The sequence below is a fragment of the uncultured Roseibium sp. genome, from assembly GCF_947496995.1.
Classification (GTDB): domain Bacteria; phylum Pseudomonadota; class Alphaproteobacteria; order Rhizobiales; family Stappiaceae; genus Roseibium.
Window position 1 is genome coordinate 1,447,695 of sequence record NZ_CANMFD010000001.1, and the last position, 15,890, is coordinate 1,463,584.

Below are 15,890 nucleotides of genomic sequence, written 5' to 3' on the forward strand. Positions count from 1 at the left end.
TTGCGCCGGATTAGTATTTCAAGTGCGATGGACCCTGCGGTCCGCCGTTATCTACCCGATCCTGGTGGGGCAGGATTCTTGTCGACAGAAGGACGGACGGAATGTCCACGGACACGGAAAGCCATGACGACGCACACACTGAAGAGTGGTTCGCGTCGGCCAAGAAGATCTATCCCATGGCGACCCACGGCCTGTTCCGCAGGATCAAATGGACGCTGCTCTTCATCACGCTTGGCATCTATTATTTCCTGCCGTTCATCCGCTTCGACCGTGGACCGAACGCGCCCGACCAGGCCGTTCTGGTCGACATGGTGCACAAGCGGGCCTACTTCTTCTTCATCGAGATCTGGCCGCAGGAGGTTTATTATCTCACCGGCCTTCTGATCCTTGCCGCAGTGGCGCTGTTCCTGATGAACGCGGTCGCCGGCCGGATCTGGTGCGGCTATCTGTGCCCGCAGACCGTCTGGACGGACATGTTCCTGTGGATCGAACGCAAGATCGAGGGCGACCGGCGGGACCGCATCAATCTGGACAAGGAACCCTGGACCTTCGGCAAGGTCCGCAAGCGGGTCACCAAGCATTTCTTCTGGCTGATGATCGCCTGGTGGACCGGGGGTGCCTGGGTCCTCTATTTCAACGACGCGCCGACGCTTGTCTGGCAGCTTCTCACGTTTGAGGCGCCGCTCGTCGCCTATGTCTGGATCGCGATCCTGACGGCGACCACCTATCTTCTGGCCGGCTTCATGCGCGAACAGGTCTGCATCTACATGTGCCCCTGGCCGCGCATTCAGGCGGCGTTGACGGATGAAAAGGCCCTCAACGTCACCTATCGCTGGGACCGGGGCGAGCCGCGCGGCTCCCTGAAACAGAACAAAAAGCTGATGGAGCAGGGGCTCCCGGCGGGGGACTGCGTCGACTGCTACCAGTGTTTCCAGGTCTGCCCGACCGGGGTCGATATCCGCAAGGGCATGCAGCTCGACTGTATCCAGTGCGGGCTCTGCATTGATGCCTGCGACAACATCATGACCAAGGTAGGCAAACCGACAGGTCTGATCGCCTACGATACCGACGAAAACATCCAGCGCAGGATCGAGGGCAAGGAACCGGTCTATGAGATCGTCCGGCCCCGGACGGTGATCTATGCCGGTCTCATCGTCCTTGTCAGCGCTATCATGATGTTCGCGCTGCTGACCCGCGATTTTGCCGACATCAGCGTTCTGCATGACCGCAATCCGGTCTTCGTGGAACAGTCCGACGGCACGGTCCGCAACGGCTATACGGTGCGCCTGTCCAACAAGCGCCAGCATCCCCGCAGTTTCATGCTGAATATCGAGGGCATGCCGCCCAACACCAGAATGGAAGCCGTCGGCGTGGAAACCACCTTCGCCGGACGGCCGATCATCGAGGTCGGGCCGGACACCACGCGGGAAGTCCGCATTCTGGTGACTTCGCCGCCCTGGGAAAAGATGCCCGCTTCAACACCCGTGACCTTCCGCATCACCGACAGCGTGATGGGTGAGGTGGTGACCGCAAAAGACAATTTCAAAGCGCCCGAAAAGCCTTGAGGAGGATTAAATGTCGATGGTTCAATCCAGCATGAAGGATCCCAAGGCAATCACCGGGAAGACGGTCCTTGTCTGGCTGTTCGCCTTCTTCGGCGTGATCTTCGCGGCGAACGGCATCTTCATCTACCTCGCGCTCGGATCGTTCCCGGGCGTGGTCGAGGATCGCCCGTATGAAGCCGGTCAGGCATACAACGAGGAAATTGCCGCAGCCAGGACACAGGCGGCTCTGAACTGGCAGGTGTCGGGTGAAGTCGTTCAGGCCGCCGAAGGCACCGGCCGGTTGGTCGTGACCGCGGCAGACGCCGACGAAACGCCTCTCTACGGGGTCGAAGTGCACGCCCTTTTGCGGCATCCGGCCCGCGAAACGTCGGATATCGAAGCTTTTCTGACCGCCGATGGCGGCGGACGCTATACTGCGGATCTGGAGAAGGTTCCGGCAGGCAACTGGACGCTTATTCTTGAGATCGAAGAGGACGGGGTGCGGAAATTCAAATCCGAAAACCGGATCTTCCTGAAGGAATAGAGCAATCGACGTGACCGTTCATCAGCGCGACTGGCAGTCATTCGTAACCCCCGGCAAGGACGGTGCTGTCCACATGGACCTTGCCGTCGACGGCATTACCTGCGCTGCCTGCATGGGAGATATCGAGCGCGGGCTGAAACGCCTGCCCGGTATCCGCACTGCCCGTGTCAATCTGACCAGTCAGCGTCTTGCCGTCGACTGGGTGGAGGACCAGACCGGCGCGGACGAAATCGTCGCCGAGCTGTCCCGGCTTGGCTACACCGCCCATCCGTTCGACCCGGCAAGCCAGAAAGACCGTCAGGACCGTACCGGCAAGGAGCTGCTGCGCTGTCTCGCCGTCGCGGGCTTCGCCGGCATGAACATCATGCTTCTTTCGGTCTCCGTCTGGTCGGGCAACGCAACCGGGATCGACACGGAGACACGGGACTTCTTCCACTGGCTGTCTGCCCTGATAGCCCTGCCGACGGTGGCCTATGCCGGACGGCCATTCTTCAAAAGCGCCTTCAAGGCACTGGCGTCCGGGCGATTGAACATGGATGTGCCGATCATGATCGGTGTGGTTCTGGCTGTGGCGCTGTCCGTGGTGCAGACGGTGCAGCACCAGCATCACGCCTATTTTGAATCGGCCGTCATGCTGCTGTTCTTCCTGCTGGTCGGCCGGTATCTCGATCACAACATGCGCGGGCGCACCCGCTCCTTTGCCGAAAACATCGCCGCCCTCAAGGCGGAAGTCGCCGCCCGGATCCTGCCCGGCGGCGATGTGCGCGAAGTCCCGCTCTCCAGGATCGCGACAGGCGATCTCGTGCTGGTGTCGGCGGGCGAGCGGGTTCCGGTCGATGGCGTGGTGGAAACGGGAACCTCGGAGATCGATCAGAGCCTCGTCACCGGCGAAAGCGGTCTTGTACCCGTGGAGTGCGGTCAGCGCGTCTATGCGGGAACGCTCAACGGTTCCGGTGCCCTTCAGGTGCGCGTTGAAGCTGCCTCCGGTGCAACGCTGCTTGATGAGGTCAACAGACTTCTGGAAGCCGCCTCGCAGGCGAAATCGAAATATGTCCGCATCGCCGACAGGGCTGCGCGGCTCTACGCACCGCTCGTCCACGGCGCTGCCGGGCTGACCTTTCTGGGCTGGCTGCTTGCGGGCATGGAGTGGCAGCCGGCGCTGGTGATCGCCATCTCGGTTCTGATCATCACATGCCCCTGCGCGCTTGGCCTTGCCGTACCCGCTGTTCAGGTGGTCGCCTCGGGGCAGCTTTTCCGCCGTGGCGTGCTGCTCAATTCCGGCGATGCCATCGAGCGCCTCGCCGACATCGACACCATCCTTTTCGACAAGACCGGCACGCTGACCCTTGCCGAACCGGAACTCTGTGGTCCGTTCGACGCGAATGATCATCTGGTCGCACTGGCGGGGCGTCTGGCGCTTGCCAGCCGTCACCCGTTATCGACAGCCCTTGTCAGGGCAACGCACGCCATCATCCCCTTGCCTGAGGTGAAGGAAGTCCCCGGTGCCGGCCTGGAGACCCTCGTGGAAGGCGACCGCCTGCGGCTCGGTAGCCCGCAGTTCTGCGGCGCAAGGGCACAGCAGGTCGAGGACGCGTTGAAGAAAGTTCCCGGCGCCTCGCTTCTCGCGATCAGGTTAGGTGACGGGCCGGTGCGGCTTCTGCCTTTCCGCCAGAGCCTGCGGCCCGATGCCCGTGCGGTGATCGATCATCTGAAGGCTGCGGGATACGCGCTGGAGATCGTTTCAGGCGACACGGAGCCGGCGGTGGCCGGTTGCGCGGAGGCGCTTGGCATCGCCGACTGGCAGGCCGGAATGAAGCCTGCGCGGAAGATTGCCCGTCTCGAATCGCTGCAGCAGACCGGCCGCAAGGTGTTGATGGTGGGCGACGGCCTTAACGATGCGCCAGCGCTCGCAGGGGCCCATGTCTCCCTGTCGCCCGTCTCGGCGGTTCATCTCAGCCAGGCGGCCGCGGACGCAGTGTTCCTGGGCGACAGACTGCAGCCCGTAGCCGATGCGCTGCGTCTGTCGAAAAGAGCCCGCGCGGCCATCGAACAGAACCTTTGGATCTCCACCCTTTACAACCTGATTGCAGTTCCCGTGGCTGTCGCCGGCTTCGTGACGCCGCTGATGGCGGCCGTTGCCATGTCCGCCTCCTCGCTGGCTGTCACGGCCAATGCTCTCAAGCTGCGCTGGGGCGAAAAGGTTCAAGGATGACGCTGCCATGGACGTCCTGATCTACCTGATCCCGATTGCGCTTTTGCTCGGAGCTCTTGGGCTGGGCGCTTTCCTGTGGTCCCTGAAAAGCGGCCAGTATGACGATCTGGAGGGCGCCAAGTGGCGCATTCTGGAGGATGACGACCTTCCGGACGATTGAACCAACGAGCGCTTCTTGACAACCTCTCTGCGCGGAATTAGCGCTGTGCGCCTTGGTAATTTCGACGAGGCAAATGGTATGGAGCACTTTCCGGACGCGCACAGGGCAGGCTACGCGGTTTATTCAAAGACATCGCTGGCCGTCTATGACGCTTTGGTGCTCGGGGTCTCCAACCGGCTCATCTGGCGCTGCCCGAGCCGCCATATGATCGATCTCTATAACCGCCACCTCTCCGCCGACCACCTGGATATCGGCGTCGGTACCGGATATTTTCTGGACAGGGCGAAGTTTCCTGCTTCCGGCCCGAATGTGACCCTGCTTGATCCGAACGAGCACTGCCTCGAAAAGGCGGCCGACCGAATAGAGCGCTACAGTCCCCGTTTGGTCCAGGCGGACGCCCTGGTGCCCTGGCCGGCATCGCTTGGCAGCTTCGGCTCCATTGCGCTGAACTATGTGCTGCACTGTCTGCCGGGAACCATGCCCGAAAAGGCAGTGATCTTCGATCACCTGCTGCCGCATCTTGCCGAAGACGGGACCGTTTTCGGCGCGACGATCCTGCAGGGTGACGTGCCCCGCTCTGCCGCTGCCCGCCAGCTCATGCGTATCTACAATCGCAAGGGTGTCTTTTCCAATGAGCACGACACGTTGGAAGCTCTGGAGGCCGAATTGTCGCGCAGGTTTGCTGTGGTCGAGATTAAGCTGATCGGTTGTGTGGCGCTGTTTTCCGGCAAATCACCGAAAACCTGAGGGCGTCGCGCCTCAGGAGAGAATGTTGGAAAGCACCATGCCGGAGGCCAGCAGCAAAAGGCCGATGCCGGAGAGAAGCAACAGATTTTCCCGGATCTTTTCACCGGACACAGGTTCACTCTGCTTGCGCTGACGCGAAAGCGGTTCGTCCTGTTCTGATGTTTCCGGATCCCGGGACATGGTTCGTACAATCGTTGACAAAGGTCTCTCGCCTGTTGCTGTGCCCTGGCTCAGGATGGTGCCGCAGGCTTGAAAGACCCGTTAACACCGCTTCGGCAAAAGGATTAATTCCGCGCAAGATTACCGGGCTGTGAATACCGGTGTGTCGTTTGAAAATGTTCCGTAAAGCCCTGATCAGCAATGGCCGGGTGCGGCCGCGATATCACGTTCACCGGGCGGCTCTTTCATCGGGAATCTCGAGGCTAACCCATTGTTCAGACTTTCATGACAAGACTTGCCTTGAAACTTAGGAGGATTTGGTGAGCCTGGACCTTGCCTCACTGACATTCCTGCTGGTCGAGGACAGTGCCTACATGCGCACCATCCTGCGGACCATGTTGCAGGGCTTCGGCGCACGCCGCATCGTGGAAGCCGAGGACGGAGCCTCCGGCCTCGAAGCGATGGACCGTGCCAATCCGGATATCCTGATTCTGGACTGGGTCATGCCCATTCTGGACGGGGCCGATATGGTTCGCATGATCCGCAGCCCGAACAATCCTTTCGCCTATATTCCGATCATCATGGTCACGGCCCATACCGAGCGAAGCCGGATTGTGGAAGCACGGCGCCTGGGGGTTCATGAACTCCTGTCCAAGCCGATCTCGGCCAAGTCCCTGTATCAGCGTGTGTCGAGCGTGATCCTGCATCCGCGCGATTTTATCAAGACCGCGACCTATTTCGGACCGGCGCCCCGGGAAATCCGCAACCGCCAGAAAATCTGGCAGGCAGGTCAAGGACCTGAACCGGCTGAGAACGAGCAAAACGCCGCGTCTATCGGATAATTTCGGAATTTGGAGAAGGTGTTGGCTGCTGCTCAGGCTGCGGATTGCGCGTTTGATGCCGCCGCGTAGGCGGTGTTCAGCGCATTTCCGGACCTTGCTTCCATCTCATCGGCGAATTGCGCCAGCACATCCAGATCCACCGTATAATGGTCAAGCAGAAATTGGGAGAGGACATCCAGCGGCAAGTTCTGATAGCCTTCGATCGCCGCCATCAGTGCTTCAAGAGTGTCCAGCCGTTCGCGCAACTTGATCATGACATTCCGTTGATCTGTTTCATTTCAAACTGGAATATTATTGTTAATAATACGTAAACCATGTTTAGGCAAGTCGAGGTTGAAGTTTTTGCGTTGTGTTGGTGGTCCGTCCACAATCTTTTCGCGAAAAAGCGCGGGTTTGACAGGAACAAATCGCCGTTGAACGCCATACTTTCAAGGTAGGAAAAGGGAATTACCTATGGTCAAGGTCATCTATGTTCTGAACGGACCGAATCTCAACCTTCTCGGCAAGCGGGAACCTGAGATCTACGGATTCCAGACGCTGGATGACGTTCGTGCGATGTGCGAGATCGAGGCCGGAAAATCCGGACTGCAGGTCGTCTTCCATCAGAGCAACGCGGAACATGAACTGATCGGCTGGGTTCACGAAGCCCGCGAAACCGCGCTGGGGCTGATCATAAATCCTGCCGCCTATACCCATACGTCCATCGCCTTGCTGGATGCTCTTTCCGCCTGCAGCTTTCCGGTGATCGAGGTGCATATCTCGAACATCCACAAACGGGAGAGCTTCCGCCATCATTCCTACGTATCCGCAAGAGCGGACGCGGTGATCGCAGGCTGCGGTGTGGATGGATATCAGCTCGCCATGCAGCACATGGCGACTTTGGTTGCGACTGAATAACTTGGTCCCGGGACCGATCGGCGCGCAGTCAATTCCGCGCGAATATGTGCGGGTCGGCTACCGTTTCCGTCAGTAACCGCTGCCTTTGAAAAACTCCTGGACGACCGTGTCGGCGAGGATCTTCACGTCGAGCAGGAACGACTGGTTTTCGATGTATTTGAGATCGTGTTCCAGACGCATGCGGGCGGCATGCCTGTCTTTGGTTTCGCCTCTGAAACCGTTGACCTGGGCAAGGCCGGTCAGACCCGGGCGGACCTGATGGCGGCTCATGTACCGGGGGTCGAATATCTCGTATGGCACCCCTGCGGCAAACATGCCGGGAACATGGGGACGCGGTCCCACCAGGGACATGTCACCCTTCAGAACGTTGAACAGTTGCGGCAGCTCGTCGAAATTGCTGCTGCGGAGAAATCTGCCGACCCAGGTCACCCGCGGGTCGTTTGCGACCGTCTGTGAAATGCCGGATTTGTCGCACATATGCATGTGCATCGTGCGGAACTTGATGACGGTGAAGAGCGCGCCGTTCAGGCCATGTCTTTGCTGCAGGAAAAAGACCGGGCCGCGGCTGGTCGATTTGATGGCAATCGCGATGAGCGCGAAGAGCGGTAGCAACAACACCAGTCCTGCCGAGGCCCCGGCCAGATCGAGACTTCTTTTAAGAACGTTTCCGGCGACCCGGCGCAATTTCCAACGACGTATAAAAGCCGGGTTGTAGCCGTCCGGACGCTTTTTGAGCGGGAAGCCAAGAACCTCGTAACCGGCAAAATCGATTGCCTGCCGATGGCCGTCTTTCCGGTCATATGAAACAGTTTCGTCAACCAACTTCGACAGCCTCAACCTATTGCCTGGGGACCAAAACGTTTCTGAAAACCAACATATCCGGTTGCTTCAGCTCACGCCACGGCATCGTTACCAAATGGTTAACAAGTCTTGGAAAAATTTAATCCATTAAAGGTTTGGTTACCATGCGGCAGACGGCAGGACAACATTGCGAAAGCGATTCCGTCATGAAATATTGGTAACATTTCGCGCGCGAATACACGCGAAATGCAATCCCGCGTTTAAGGCAGGGGTGCAGTCGCGAGATGAAGACTGGACGGAAGGCGTTCGCTGCGGCCTTCAGACGGCAGCCAAATCCCCGACGCGCCCTTCCGGACGGTTACGTTCTTGATTTGGCATCGCTCCCTTGCACCGGATGTCACTCCGGGCGCAGCGAAGCGCTGAGCCGGGGTGACAGCCGAGGGTGGTATTCAGCTTCTCTGCTCACTCAACAGAGTTGATGACGCGCTGAGGGTCTGGCTGCCGTCCGAGGGCCGCAAAAGCGACCCTTCGGGTCTCATGGGGTCCGGCGTTCGTGAGGCAATATCAGTCAGGCGGCGTCAGTAGCTCCGGCCGACGCTGGTATATTCGAACCCGTGCGCGGCCATGTAGTCCTGCGTGTAGATATTGCGCAGATCGACTACTTTCGGAGCCTTCAAAAGCGACTTGACCCGTTCCAGGTCCAGTGCGCGGAACTGGTCCCACTCGGTGACGATCACCACCACATCCGCGTTTTCGATGGCATGGTAGGGACCGTCGCAGAAAAACACGTCGGTCATCATGTGGCCGGCTTCTTCCATGCTGGCCGGATCGTAGGCGCGTATCTTCGCACCTGCGGCCTGCAGTTTCTCGACGATATCGATGCTCGGGGCTTCCCGCATGTCGTCGGTGTTGGGTTTGAAGGCGAGGCCGAGCAGCGCCACGGTCTTGCCGTTGACGTCGCCGCCCATGAAGTCAATGACCTTGTCGGCCATCTTCTTCTTCCGGGCCGCGTTCACTTCGATAACCGAGTCGACGATCTTCAGGTCGCTGTTGGCGTCTGCCGCGATCCTGGAAAGCGCCAGCGTGTCCTTTGGAAAGCACGAACCGCCATAGCCCGGCCCGGCATGCAGGAATTTGGAGCCGATGCGGTTGTCGAGCCCGATTCCCTTGGAAACTTCCTGAACGTTGGCGCCGACTTTCTCGCACAGATCCGCGATTTCATTGATGAACGTGATCTTGACGGCCAGAAACGCGTTTGCTGCGTATTTGATGAGTTCGGAGGTCCGGCGCCTTGTGACGATGATCGGTGTTTCGTTGAGATAGAGAGGACGGTAAAGCTCTCTCATCACGCCAACGGCATCTTCGCTGTCCGTTCCCACCACGACACGGTCCGGCCGTTTGAAATCGTTGATCGCCGCGCCTTCGCGCAGGAACTCCGGATTGGAAACAACCGCAAAATTGGCGTCCGGATTTGTCTTGCGGATGATGGCTTCGACTTCGTCGCCGGTTCCGACGGGCACGGTCGACTTTGTAACGATCACCGTGAAACCGTCGATCAGACCGGCGATCTCCTCGGCCGCCGCATAAACGTAGGAAAGATCCGCATGCCCGTCGCCCCGGCGGGTCGGCGTGCCGACGGCGATGAACACCGCATCCGCGTCCTTTATGGCGTCTTCCGCCTTAGTGGTGAAAAACAGCCGCTCTTCGGCGACGTTTTTCGCAACCAGATCTTGAAGCCCCGGTTCGAAGATCGGGATCGTGCCGGCGTTAAGGGCGTCGATCTTGCCGGCGTCCTTGTCGATACAGGTCACCACATGGCCAAAATCGGCAAAACATGTCCCGGAAACCAGACCGACGTAACCGGTCCCAATCATTGCAACGCGCATGGCAAGTCCTAAAGCTTTTTCAGTGTCGGTGTTATCCGGTGCACACTGCATCCATGCCGGATGGCACGGGTTCAGCGATATCCGGAAGGCCGGACGGACCATCACTGGGCCGCCGAGGCCGAAAACTCAATTCGAGCGCGTTGGTACCGGCTTTCGCCGCAGCAATCAATCGGCTTGCATTGAGATCAATGTCAAAGCCCGGATTTTGGCGAAATGCCGCACCATTGGGCGGTAAACAGCGCAATCGTCCGGGTCACGCGTTTCAGCGAAGGCAGGTTCACGCATTCGTCGATCCCATGAATGTTGCGGGTGAGCGGACCGTAGGTGAGGGAAGGGATGCCGCAATGGTTCATGTAGAGCGCTGCATCCAGGTAGCAGGCCATGATCGATCTGCGCAGCGGCGTGCCGGTCACGCATTCATGGGCTGCGGAAAGCGCCGCTTCTGCTGCCGACCCTTCTTCCAGCCGATATCCCGCCTGACAGGTTCCGATCCATTCCAGCTCAGGCTTCGCCCTGGCCAGGCGCGGGTCTTCACTGCACAGGCTTTCCAGGGCCTTTTCAAAGTCCGCCATCCTGTGTGCGGGCGTATCTCCCGGATAAAACCCGATGCGGCCCTCCAGCTTGCATTCGAAGGGGATCGAGGCCGGCCATTCTCCGCCGTGAATGGTGCCGATATTGAGGCTGGCCGGATTGCTCAGCTTGTCAAATCCGGAATGCTGATGTTTCTCGTCGTTCCAGCGCTTTTCAATGGTCTTCAAGCCGCCGATGACGAGAAACGCTGCTTCAATGGCGCTCAGGCCGGAAGCCGGCTCGCGGGGATGCGCCGGCACGCCCTGAACCGAGATCCGGAATTTGATGACCCCCGAATTGGCGAAGATGACATCTTCATCCGTCGGTTCGGGAATAAGGACGGCATCGGCCGAAGCGCCGCGAAGGATGGCCGCGGCCGTGCCGTTGCCGGTGACCTCCTCATCGATGACGGACTGGAATTCCAGCGGCGCCTGAAGCTGGAAACCCGCAGCCTCGATCGCATCGACCGCAAAGAGATTGGCCGCGAGCCCGGCCTTCATGTCGCCGGCGCCGCGCCCGTAAAGCCAGTCGCCCTCGCGGATCGCGGCAAATGGCGGATGGGTCCAGTGATCCGGATTGGCCGTCGGCACCACATCAACATGGGCGTTCAGGATCAGCGACCGGCCCTGCGTGCTTTGCGGCTGTTTCCGTCCGCTGACATTGTATGTGCCTGCGTAATCGATTGTTGCCGGGGAATAGGCCGGATGGTCTTTCAGCGCTTCGGTGTCTATCGGATAGGTCTCGACCTGATAGCCTCTTGAATTCAGCGCGCCGGCGACAATTTCCTGCACGCCCGCTTCCTCCCCGCGCAGGGAAGGGGAGCGGACGATCTCCTGCAGAAAGGCTATTTCTTTTTCGAAGCTCGCGTCTACCGCATCTGTAATGGCAGAGATGGCGTTTTCAGGAAGCAAGGAGGGCATGCATGGCAGTCCATATGGGAAGGGGGAGGCGGGCTGAATGTTTGCCCGCACCCTATCAATTCGGTCTGCTTCGTCAAATCCCGCGGTGAAGAGACGGAGACTTCAACACATCCGGTCGCGTGCTCGGCTGGTCCCCGTCACACCGTCAGAAAGCGTCTGACTTCGGTTTCCGACAGATCCGCGCCGGTCCCCGACAGAACGATCTCGCCCCTGTCCATAACCGCATAGTCGTCCGCGAGGTCCCGGGCGAATTCGAAATACTGTTCCACCAGCACGATCGCCATGGTGCCCTGGTCACGCAGCCAGGAAATCGCCCTGCCGATATCCTTGATGATCGAGGGTTGAATGCCTTCTGTCGGTTCGTCCAGCACAAGCAGTTTCGGCCGGGTCACCAGCGCCCTGGCGATGGCGAGCTGCTGCTGCTGTCCGCCGGAAAGATCGCCACCCCGGCGGCCCAGCATATCCTTCAGCACCGGGAAGAGCTCGAAGATGGTCTCGGGGATGAACCGGTCCCGGCGGGCGATCGGCGCATAGCCGGTCTCGAGGTTCTCCTTTACCGACAGCAGCGGGAAGACTTCCCGGCCCTGCGGAACAATGGCGATGCCCTTTCGGGCACGGGCATGGGCGGGCAGGGAGGAGATGTCTTCCCCGTTCCAGACGATCCTGCCGGACGAGATACCGTGCTGACCGGCGACGGCACGCAAGGTGGACGTCTTGCCGACGCCGTTGCGGCCCATCAGGCAGGTGACCTTGCCGGTCTCGGCAGTGAGGGACACGCTTTTGAGAGCCTGGGCAGCGCCGTAGAAGAGATCGATATTGTCAACTTGCAACATGGGTTCTGACCTAACGGACACAATATCCTGGAAGGAGTTCCGGACTCTGTGTTTCAATTCGTTTTCGGGGAGGAAGGTGGGCGGAATTCATGCCTGACAGTCACCGTCCCAGATAAACTTCGACGACCCGATCATTGGCTGAGACGTGGTCGAGGGATCCTTCGGCAAGGACGGAGCCTTCGTGGAGGACCGTGACCTTGACGCCCAGGGAACGCACAAACACCATGTCGTGCTCGACCACGACGACTGAGTGATCATTGGCAATATCCTTCAACAATTCTGCTGTTTCCGCGGTTTCGGCATCGGTCATGCCGGCTGCCGGTTCGTCGACAAGAAGCAGTTTCGGGTCCTGCGCCAGCAGCATGCCGATTTCCAGCCACTGCTTTTGACCGTGGCTGAGATTGGCGGCAAGCTCGCCGCGTTTGCCGCCAAGGCGAATAAGCTCAAGCAGATACTCGATCCGCTTCTTTTCGGCGCCGGAAATGACATGGAAGAGGGTCGCGAATGGCCCGCGCGGGGCCTTCAACGCCAATTCCAGGTTGTCCCAGACCGTGTGGCTCTCGAAGACTGTCGGTTTCTGGAACTTTCGGCCGATGCCCAGTTCCGCGATGGAGGCTTCGTCCTCGCCGGTAAGATCGACGGTGCCGTTGAAAAACACCTCGCCGCTGTCCGGCCGCGTCTTGCCGGTGATGACGTCCATCATGGTGGTTTTTCCGGCGCCGTTCGGACCGATGATGGCGCGCATTTCGCCGGGCCCGATGGTCAGCGACAGCTCGTTCAGCGCCTTGAAGCCGTCGAAGGAGACCGACACGCCATCGAGATAAAGAAGACTGCTTGATCTGGCCATGGGTCTACTCCGCTGGCTGGGGTTCGGCCGCGCCCGGCGCCCGCTTCGAATGAGTCACATTGGCAGGTGCGCCGGGCGAATGCGGGGGTGCGGAAGGCGGCTCGTCCGATCCCTCTTCATAGGCGGCGGACACCTTGCGCTGCCGGAGAGCCGTCCAGCCCTGGCTGACCGTGCCGACGATGCCCTTGGGCAGGAACAGCGTGACGAACACGAAGAGGCCTCCGAGGGCAAAGAGCCAGATATCGGGCAGGGCACCGGTGAACCATGTCTTGGCGAAATTCACCAGAACCGCGCCGAGCACCGCACCCACCAGCGTGCCGCGTCCACCGACGGCGACCCAGATCACCACTTCGATGGAATTGGCCGGGGCGAATTCGCCCGGATTGATGATGCCGACCTGCGGCACGTAAAGCGCGCCGGCTATTCCCGCCATCATGGCGGACAGCGTCCACACGAACAGCTTGTAGTGTTCGACCCGGTAGCCGAGAAAGCGGGTCCGGCTTTCTGCGTCGCGCACGGCGACCAGAACCTTGCCGAGCTTGGAGCGGGTCAGCGCCCGGCAGACGATGAAACACAGGACCAGCGCCACACCCGAGGCTGCGAACAGGCCGGCGCGGGTCGTGTCGGCCTGAATGTCGAAGCCGAGGATGTCCTTGAAATCGGTCAGGCCGTTGTTGCCGCCAAAACCCATGTCATTGCGGAAGAAGGCAAGCAGGAGCGCATAGGTGAGCGCCTGGGTGATGATCGACAGATAAACGCCGGTGACCCGAGAGCGGAAGGCGAACCAGCCGAAGACGAAGGCCAGAAAGCCGGGCACCAGCAGCACCATCAGGGCGGCGAACCAGAACATGTCGAAGCCGTACCAGTACCACGGCAGTTCCTGCCAGTTCAGGAACACCATGAAATCCGGCAGGTTCGGATCGCCATAGACGCCGCGCGTGCCGATCTGGCGCATCAGGTACATGCCCATGGCATAGCCGCCGAGGGCGAAGAAGGCGGCATGACCGAGCGAGAGGATGCCGCAATAGCCCCAGACGAGATCCACCGCGAGCGCCAGCAGGGCATAGGTCAGATATTTGCCCATCAGGGTGACGGCGTAGTTCGGCACATGGAAGGCGGAGCCTTCCGGAGCCAGGAGGTTTCCGGCCGGAACCAGGATGATCACCGCGGCCATGATCGCCAGGAAGATCCCTGCACGGGTGTCCATGGCGCGGAAGAGAAAGGAAGTCATCATGCTTCAACTGCCCGGCCCTTGAGGGCGAACAGCCCCCGCGGACGCTTTTGAATAAAGAGAATGATGATCACGAGCACGAAGATCTTGCCGAGCACGGCGCCTGCGTAAGGCTCGAGGAACTTGTTGACGATGCCCAGTGTCATGGCGCCCACAAGTGTGCCCCAAAGATTGCCGACACCGCCAAAGACCACGACCATGAAACTGTCGATGATGTAGCCCTGGCCGAGGTTCGGCGAAACGTTGTCGATCTGCGACAGCGCGACACCGGCGATCCCGGCGATGCCCGACCCGAGGCCGAATGTCATCGCATCGACCCAGGGCGTGCGGATGCCCATGGAGGCGGCCATGCGCCGGTTCTGTGTCACGGCACGGGTGTAAAGCCCGAACGGTGTCTTCTTCAGCACCAGCATCAGCCCGGCGAAGACCAGCATCGCAAAGACGATGATCCACATGCGGTTATAGGTGATGGTCATCTGGCCAAGTTCGAAAGCCCCGGACATCCAGTCCGGATTGCCTACTTCCCGGTTGGTCGGCCCGAAGATCGAGCGCACCGCCTGCTGCAGGATCAGGGAAATCCCCCAGGTGGCGAGCAGGGTTTCCAGCGGGCGTCCGTAGAGCCAGCGGATGACGCCGCGCTCAATGGCGACGCCGATGAGCCCGGACGTCAGGAAGGCCAGCGGCAGGGCGATCAGGAGGGAGTAGTCGAAAAGCCCCGGAGCCGAGGTGCGGATCAGTTCCTGCACCACGAAGGTCACATAGGCGCCGATCATCACCATCTCGCCATGGGCCATGTTGATGACCCCCATGACGCCGAAGGTGATCGCCAGGCCGATGGCTGCCAGCAACAGCACCGAGCCGAGGGACAGTCCGTACCAGATGTTCTGGGCCGCATCCCATGCGGCGATGGATTTCTGGATCTTGGTAACGGCCTGCGTTGCCGCATCGCGCACCGCGCCGCCGGCACTCGACTGGACGCCGATCAGGAGAGACAGGGCATCCCGGTTGCCCATCACCGAAAGCGTCTCGATCGCCTCCAGTTTCCGGGCGTCGTCCAGATCGGAGTTCAGGACGGCTGCCGCCCTGGCTTCCTCCATCACCTTGCGCACGCCGTCATCGGTTTCCGCCGCAAGCGCCGCATCCAGCGCTTCGATGCCCTCCGGATCCCGCGCCTTGAAGATTGCCTCAGCGGCAGTCATCCGCACCTGCGGATCCGCCGCCATCAGTGTGAGCGAACCCAGCGCCGAGCGCAGCACACGCCGCAGCTTGTTGTTGACCTTGATCTTGGACACTTCGCGGCGGCCAGCCTCTCCAGCCGGTTCCAGCGTCAGCGGATCGGTGAGCGCGTAGCCCTTGCCGGCTTTTTTGGCGATGAACACCGCCCCGTCCGACTTGCGGGCATAAAGATCCCCCTCGCCAAGCGCTTCAAGCGCCGGGGCAACCGCAGGATCCCCGGTGGCGACCAATGCGCCGATCTGCTTCTCGGTTTCGGCGTATTTGCCTTCGGCCAGCCCGTTGATCAGCGGCCGCAGGGCCTCCGGATCTGACTGGGCGAAGGACGGCCCGCTTAAAGTGCAGATCATCAGGCCGATAAGCAGGAAGAATGACTTCAGAAGGGACATCGTGTCCGCCTTGCGAGGGTTTGTTTGCATGTTGCTCGAGGGGTTCGAAGGAACCCCCACCCCTAACCCCTCCCC

Annotated in this window: 16 protein-coding genes; 7 read left to right on the plus strand and 9 right to left on the minus strand. The window is 60.3% G+C overall.

The window, feature by feature from the left end:
• Nucleotides 1-101: 101 nt before the first annotated feature.
• The 5 genes from ccoG to Q1B40_RS06480 are packed head-to-tail and all read left to right on the plus strand — an operon-like array spanning nucleotide 102 to nucleotide 5,207.
• Complete coding sequence (gene ccoG / locus Q1B40_RS06460; RefSeq protein WP_299811592.1) at nucleotides 102-1,565, plus strand: cytochrome c oxidase accessory protein CcoG; 1,464 nt, start codon at nucleotides 102-104, stop codon at nucleotides 1,563-1,565.
• Nucleotides 1,566-1,575: 10 nt separating this feature from the next.
• A complete protein-coding gene (locus tag Q1B40_RS06465; protein WP_299811594.1) occupies nucleotides 1,576-2,088 on the plus strand; it encodes a FixH family protein in 513 nt (170 codons plus the stop codon).
• Between the two features lie 10 nt (nucleotides 2,089-2,098).
• Nucleotides 2,099-4,300 carry a heavy metal translocating P-type ATPase gene (locus Q1B40_RS06470; protein ID WP_299811596.1) on the plus strand — a complete coding sequence of 734 codons (2,202 nt, stop codon included), beginning with the start codon at nucleotides 2,099-2,101 and terminating at the stop codon, nucleotides 4,298-4,300.
• A 7-nt stretch (nucleotides 4,301-4,307) separates the two neighbouring features.
• Nucleotides 4,308-4,460 (plus strand): cbb3-type cytochrome oxidase assembly protein CcoS, encoded by a 153-nt coding sequence (ccoS, locus tag Q1B40_RS06475; protein ID WP_299811598.1) that lies wholly within the window; start codon nucleotides 4,308-4,310, stop codon nucleotides 4,458-4,460.
• A gap of 45 nt (nucleotides 4,461-4,505) precedes the next feature.
• The gene (locus Q1B40_RS06480; protein ID WP_367279109.1) at nucleotides 4,506-5,207 is read left to right on the plus strand and encodes a class I SAM-dependent methyltransferase; all 702 of its coding nucleotides are present in this window, start codon (nucleotides 4,506-4,508) and stop codon (nucleotides 5,205-5,207) included.
• A gap of 12 nt (nucleotides 5,208-5,219) precedes the next feature.
• On the opposite strand, the gene Q1B40_RS06485 is transcribed toward Q1B40_RS06480, so the two are convergent.
• A complete protein-coding gene (locus Q1B40_RS06485) occupies nucleotides 5,220-5,408 on the minus strand; it encodes a hypothetical protein (protein WP_299811600.1) in 189 nt (62 codons plus the stop codon).
• A gap of 278 nt (nucleotides 5,409-5,686) precedes the next feature.
• On the opposite strand from Q1B40_RS06485, the gene Q1B40_RS06490 reads away from it, so the two are divergent.
• Complete coding sequence (locus Q1B40_RS06490; RefSeq protein ID WP_299811602.1) at nucleotides 5,687-6,208, plus strand: response regulator; 522 nt, start codon at nucleotides 5,687-5,689, stop codon at nucleotides 6,206-6,208.
• 32 nt (nucleotides 6,209-6,240) lie between these two features.
• On the opposite strand, the gene Q1B40_RS06495 is transcribed toward Q1B40_RS06490, so the two are convergent.
• Nucleotides 6,241-6,462, minus strand: coding sequence for a hypothetical protein (locus Q1B40_RS06495; RefSeq protein WP_299811604.1), 222 nt, complete (start codon nucleotides 6,460-6,462; stop codon nucleotides 6,241-6,243).
• Between the two features lie 199 nt (nucleotides 6,463-6,661).
• Here Q1B40_RS06495 and aroQ point away from each other — a divergent pair, with 199 nt between their 5' ends.
• Nucleotides 6,662-7,105, plus strand: a complete 444-nt coding sequence (aroQ, locus tag Q1B40_RS06500) for a type II 3-dehydroquinate dehydratase (protein WP_299811606.1) — start codon at nucleotides 6,662-6,664, stop codon at nucleotides 7,103-7,105.
• A 69-nt stretch (nucleotides 7,106-7,174) separates the two neighbouring features.
• On the opposite strand, the gene Q1B40_RS06505 is transcribed toward aroQ, so the two are convergent.
• From Q1B40_RS06505 to urtB, 7 genes are all read right to left on the minus strand, one after another.
• Nucleotides 7,175-7,927: a sugar transferase gene (locus Q1B40_RS06505; protein ID WP_299811608.1), complete on the minus strand. Its 753-nt coding sequence runs from the start codon at nucleotides 7,925-7,927 to the stop codon at nucleotides 7,175-7,177.
• A 557-nt stretch (nucleotides 7,928-8,484) separates the two neighbouring features.
• Nucleotides 8,485-9,792 carry a UDP-glucose/GDP-mannose dehydrogenase family protein gene (locus Q1B40_RS06510; RefSeq protein ID WP_299811611.1) on the minus strand — a complete coding sequence of 436 codons (1,308 nt, stop codon included), beginning with the start codon at nucleotides 9,790-9,792 and terminating at the stop codon, nucleotides 8,485-8,487.
• Nucleotides 9,793-9,983: 191 nt separating this feature from the next.
• Nucleotides 9,984-11,282 (minus strand): ArgE/DapE family deacylase, encoded by a 1,299-nt coding sequence (locus Q1B40_RS06515; protein WP_299811613.1) that lies wholly within the window; start codon nucleotides 11,280-11,282, stop codon nucleotides 9,984-9,986.
• A gap of 137 nt (nucleotides 11,283-11,419) precedes the next feature.
• On the minus strand, nucleotides 11,420-12,115 hold the full coding sequence (gene urtE / locus Q1B40_RS06520; protein ID WP_299811615.1) for an urea ABC transporter ATP-binding subunit UrtE: 696 nt from the start codon (nucleotides 12,113-12,115) through the stop codon (nucleotides 11,420-11,422).
• A 100-nt stretch (nucleotides 12,116-12,215) separates the two neighbouring features.
• A complete protein-coding gene (urtD, locus tag Q1B40_RS06525; protein WP_299811617.1) occupies nucleotides 12,216-12,962 on the minus strand; it encodes an urea ABC transporter ATP-binding protein UrtD in 747 nt (248 codons plus the stop codon).
• Between the two features lie 4 nt (nucleotides 12,963-12,966).
• Nucleotides 12,967-14,196, minus strand: coding sequence for an urea ABC transporter permease subunit UrtC (urtC, locus tag Q1B40_RS06530; RefSeq protein ID WP_299811619.1), 1,230 nt, complete (start codon nucleotides 14,194-14,196; stop codon nucleotides 12,967-12,969).
• On the minus strand, nucleotides 14,193-15,815 hold the full coding sequence (urtB, locus tag Q1B40_RS06535) for an urea ABC transporter permease subunit UrtB (RefSeq protein WP_299811621.1): 1,623 nt from the start codon (nucleotides 15,813-15,815) through the stop codon (nucleotides 14,193-14,195). Before urtB ends, urtC begins: the two co-directional genes overlap by 4 nt.
• Between the last annotated feature and the right edge of the window lie 75 nt (nucleotides 15,816-15,890).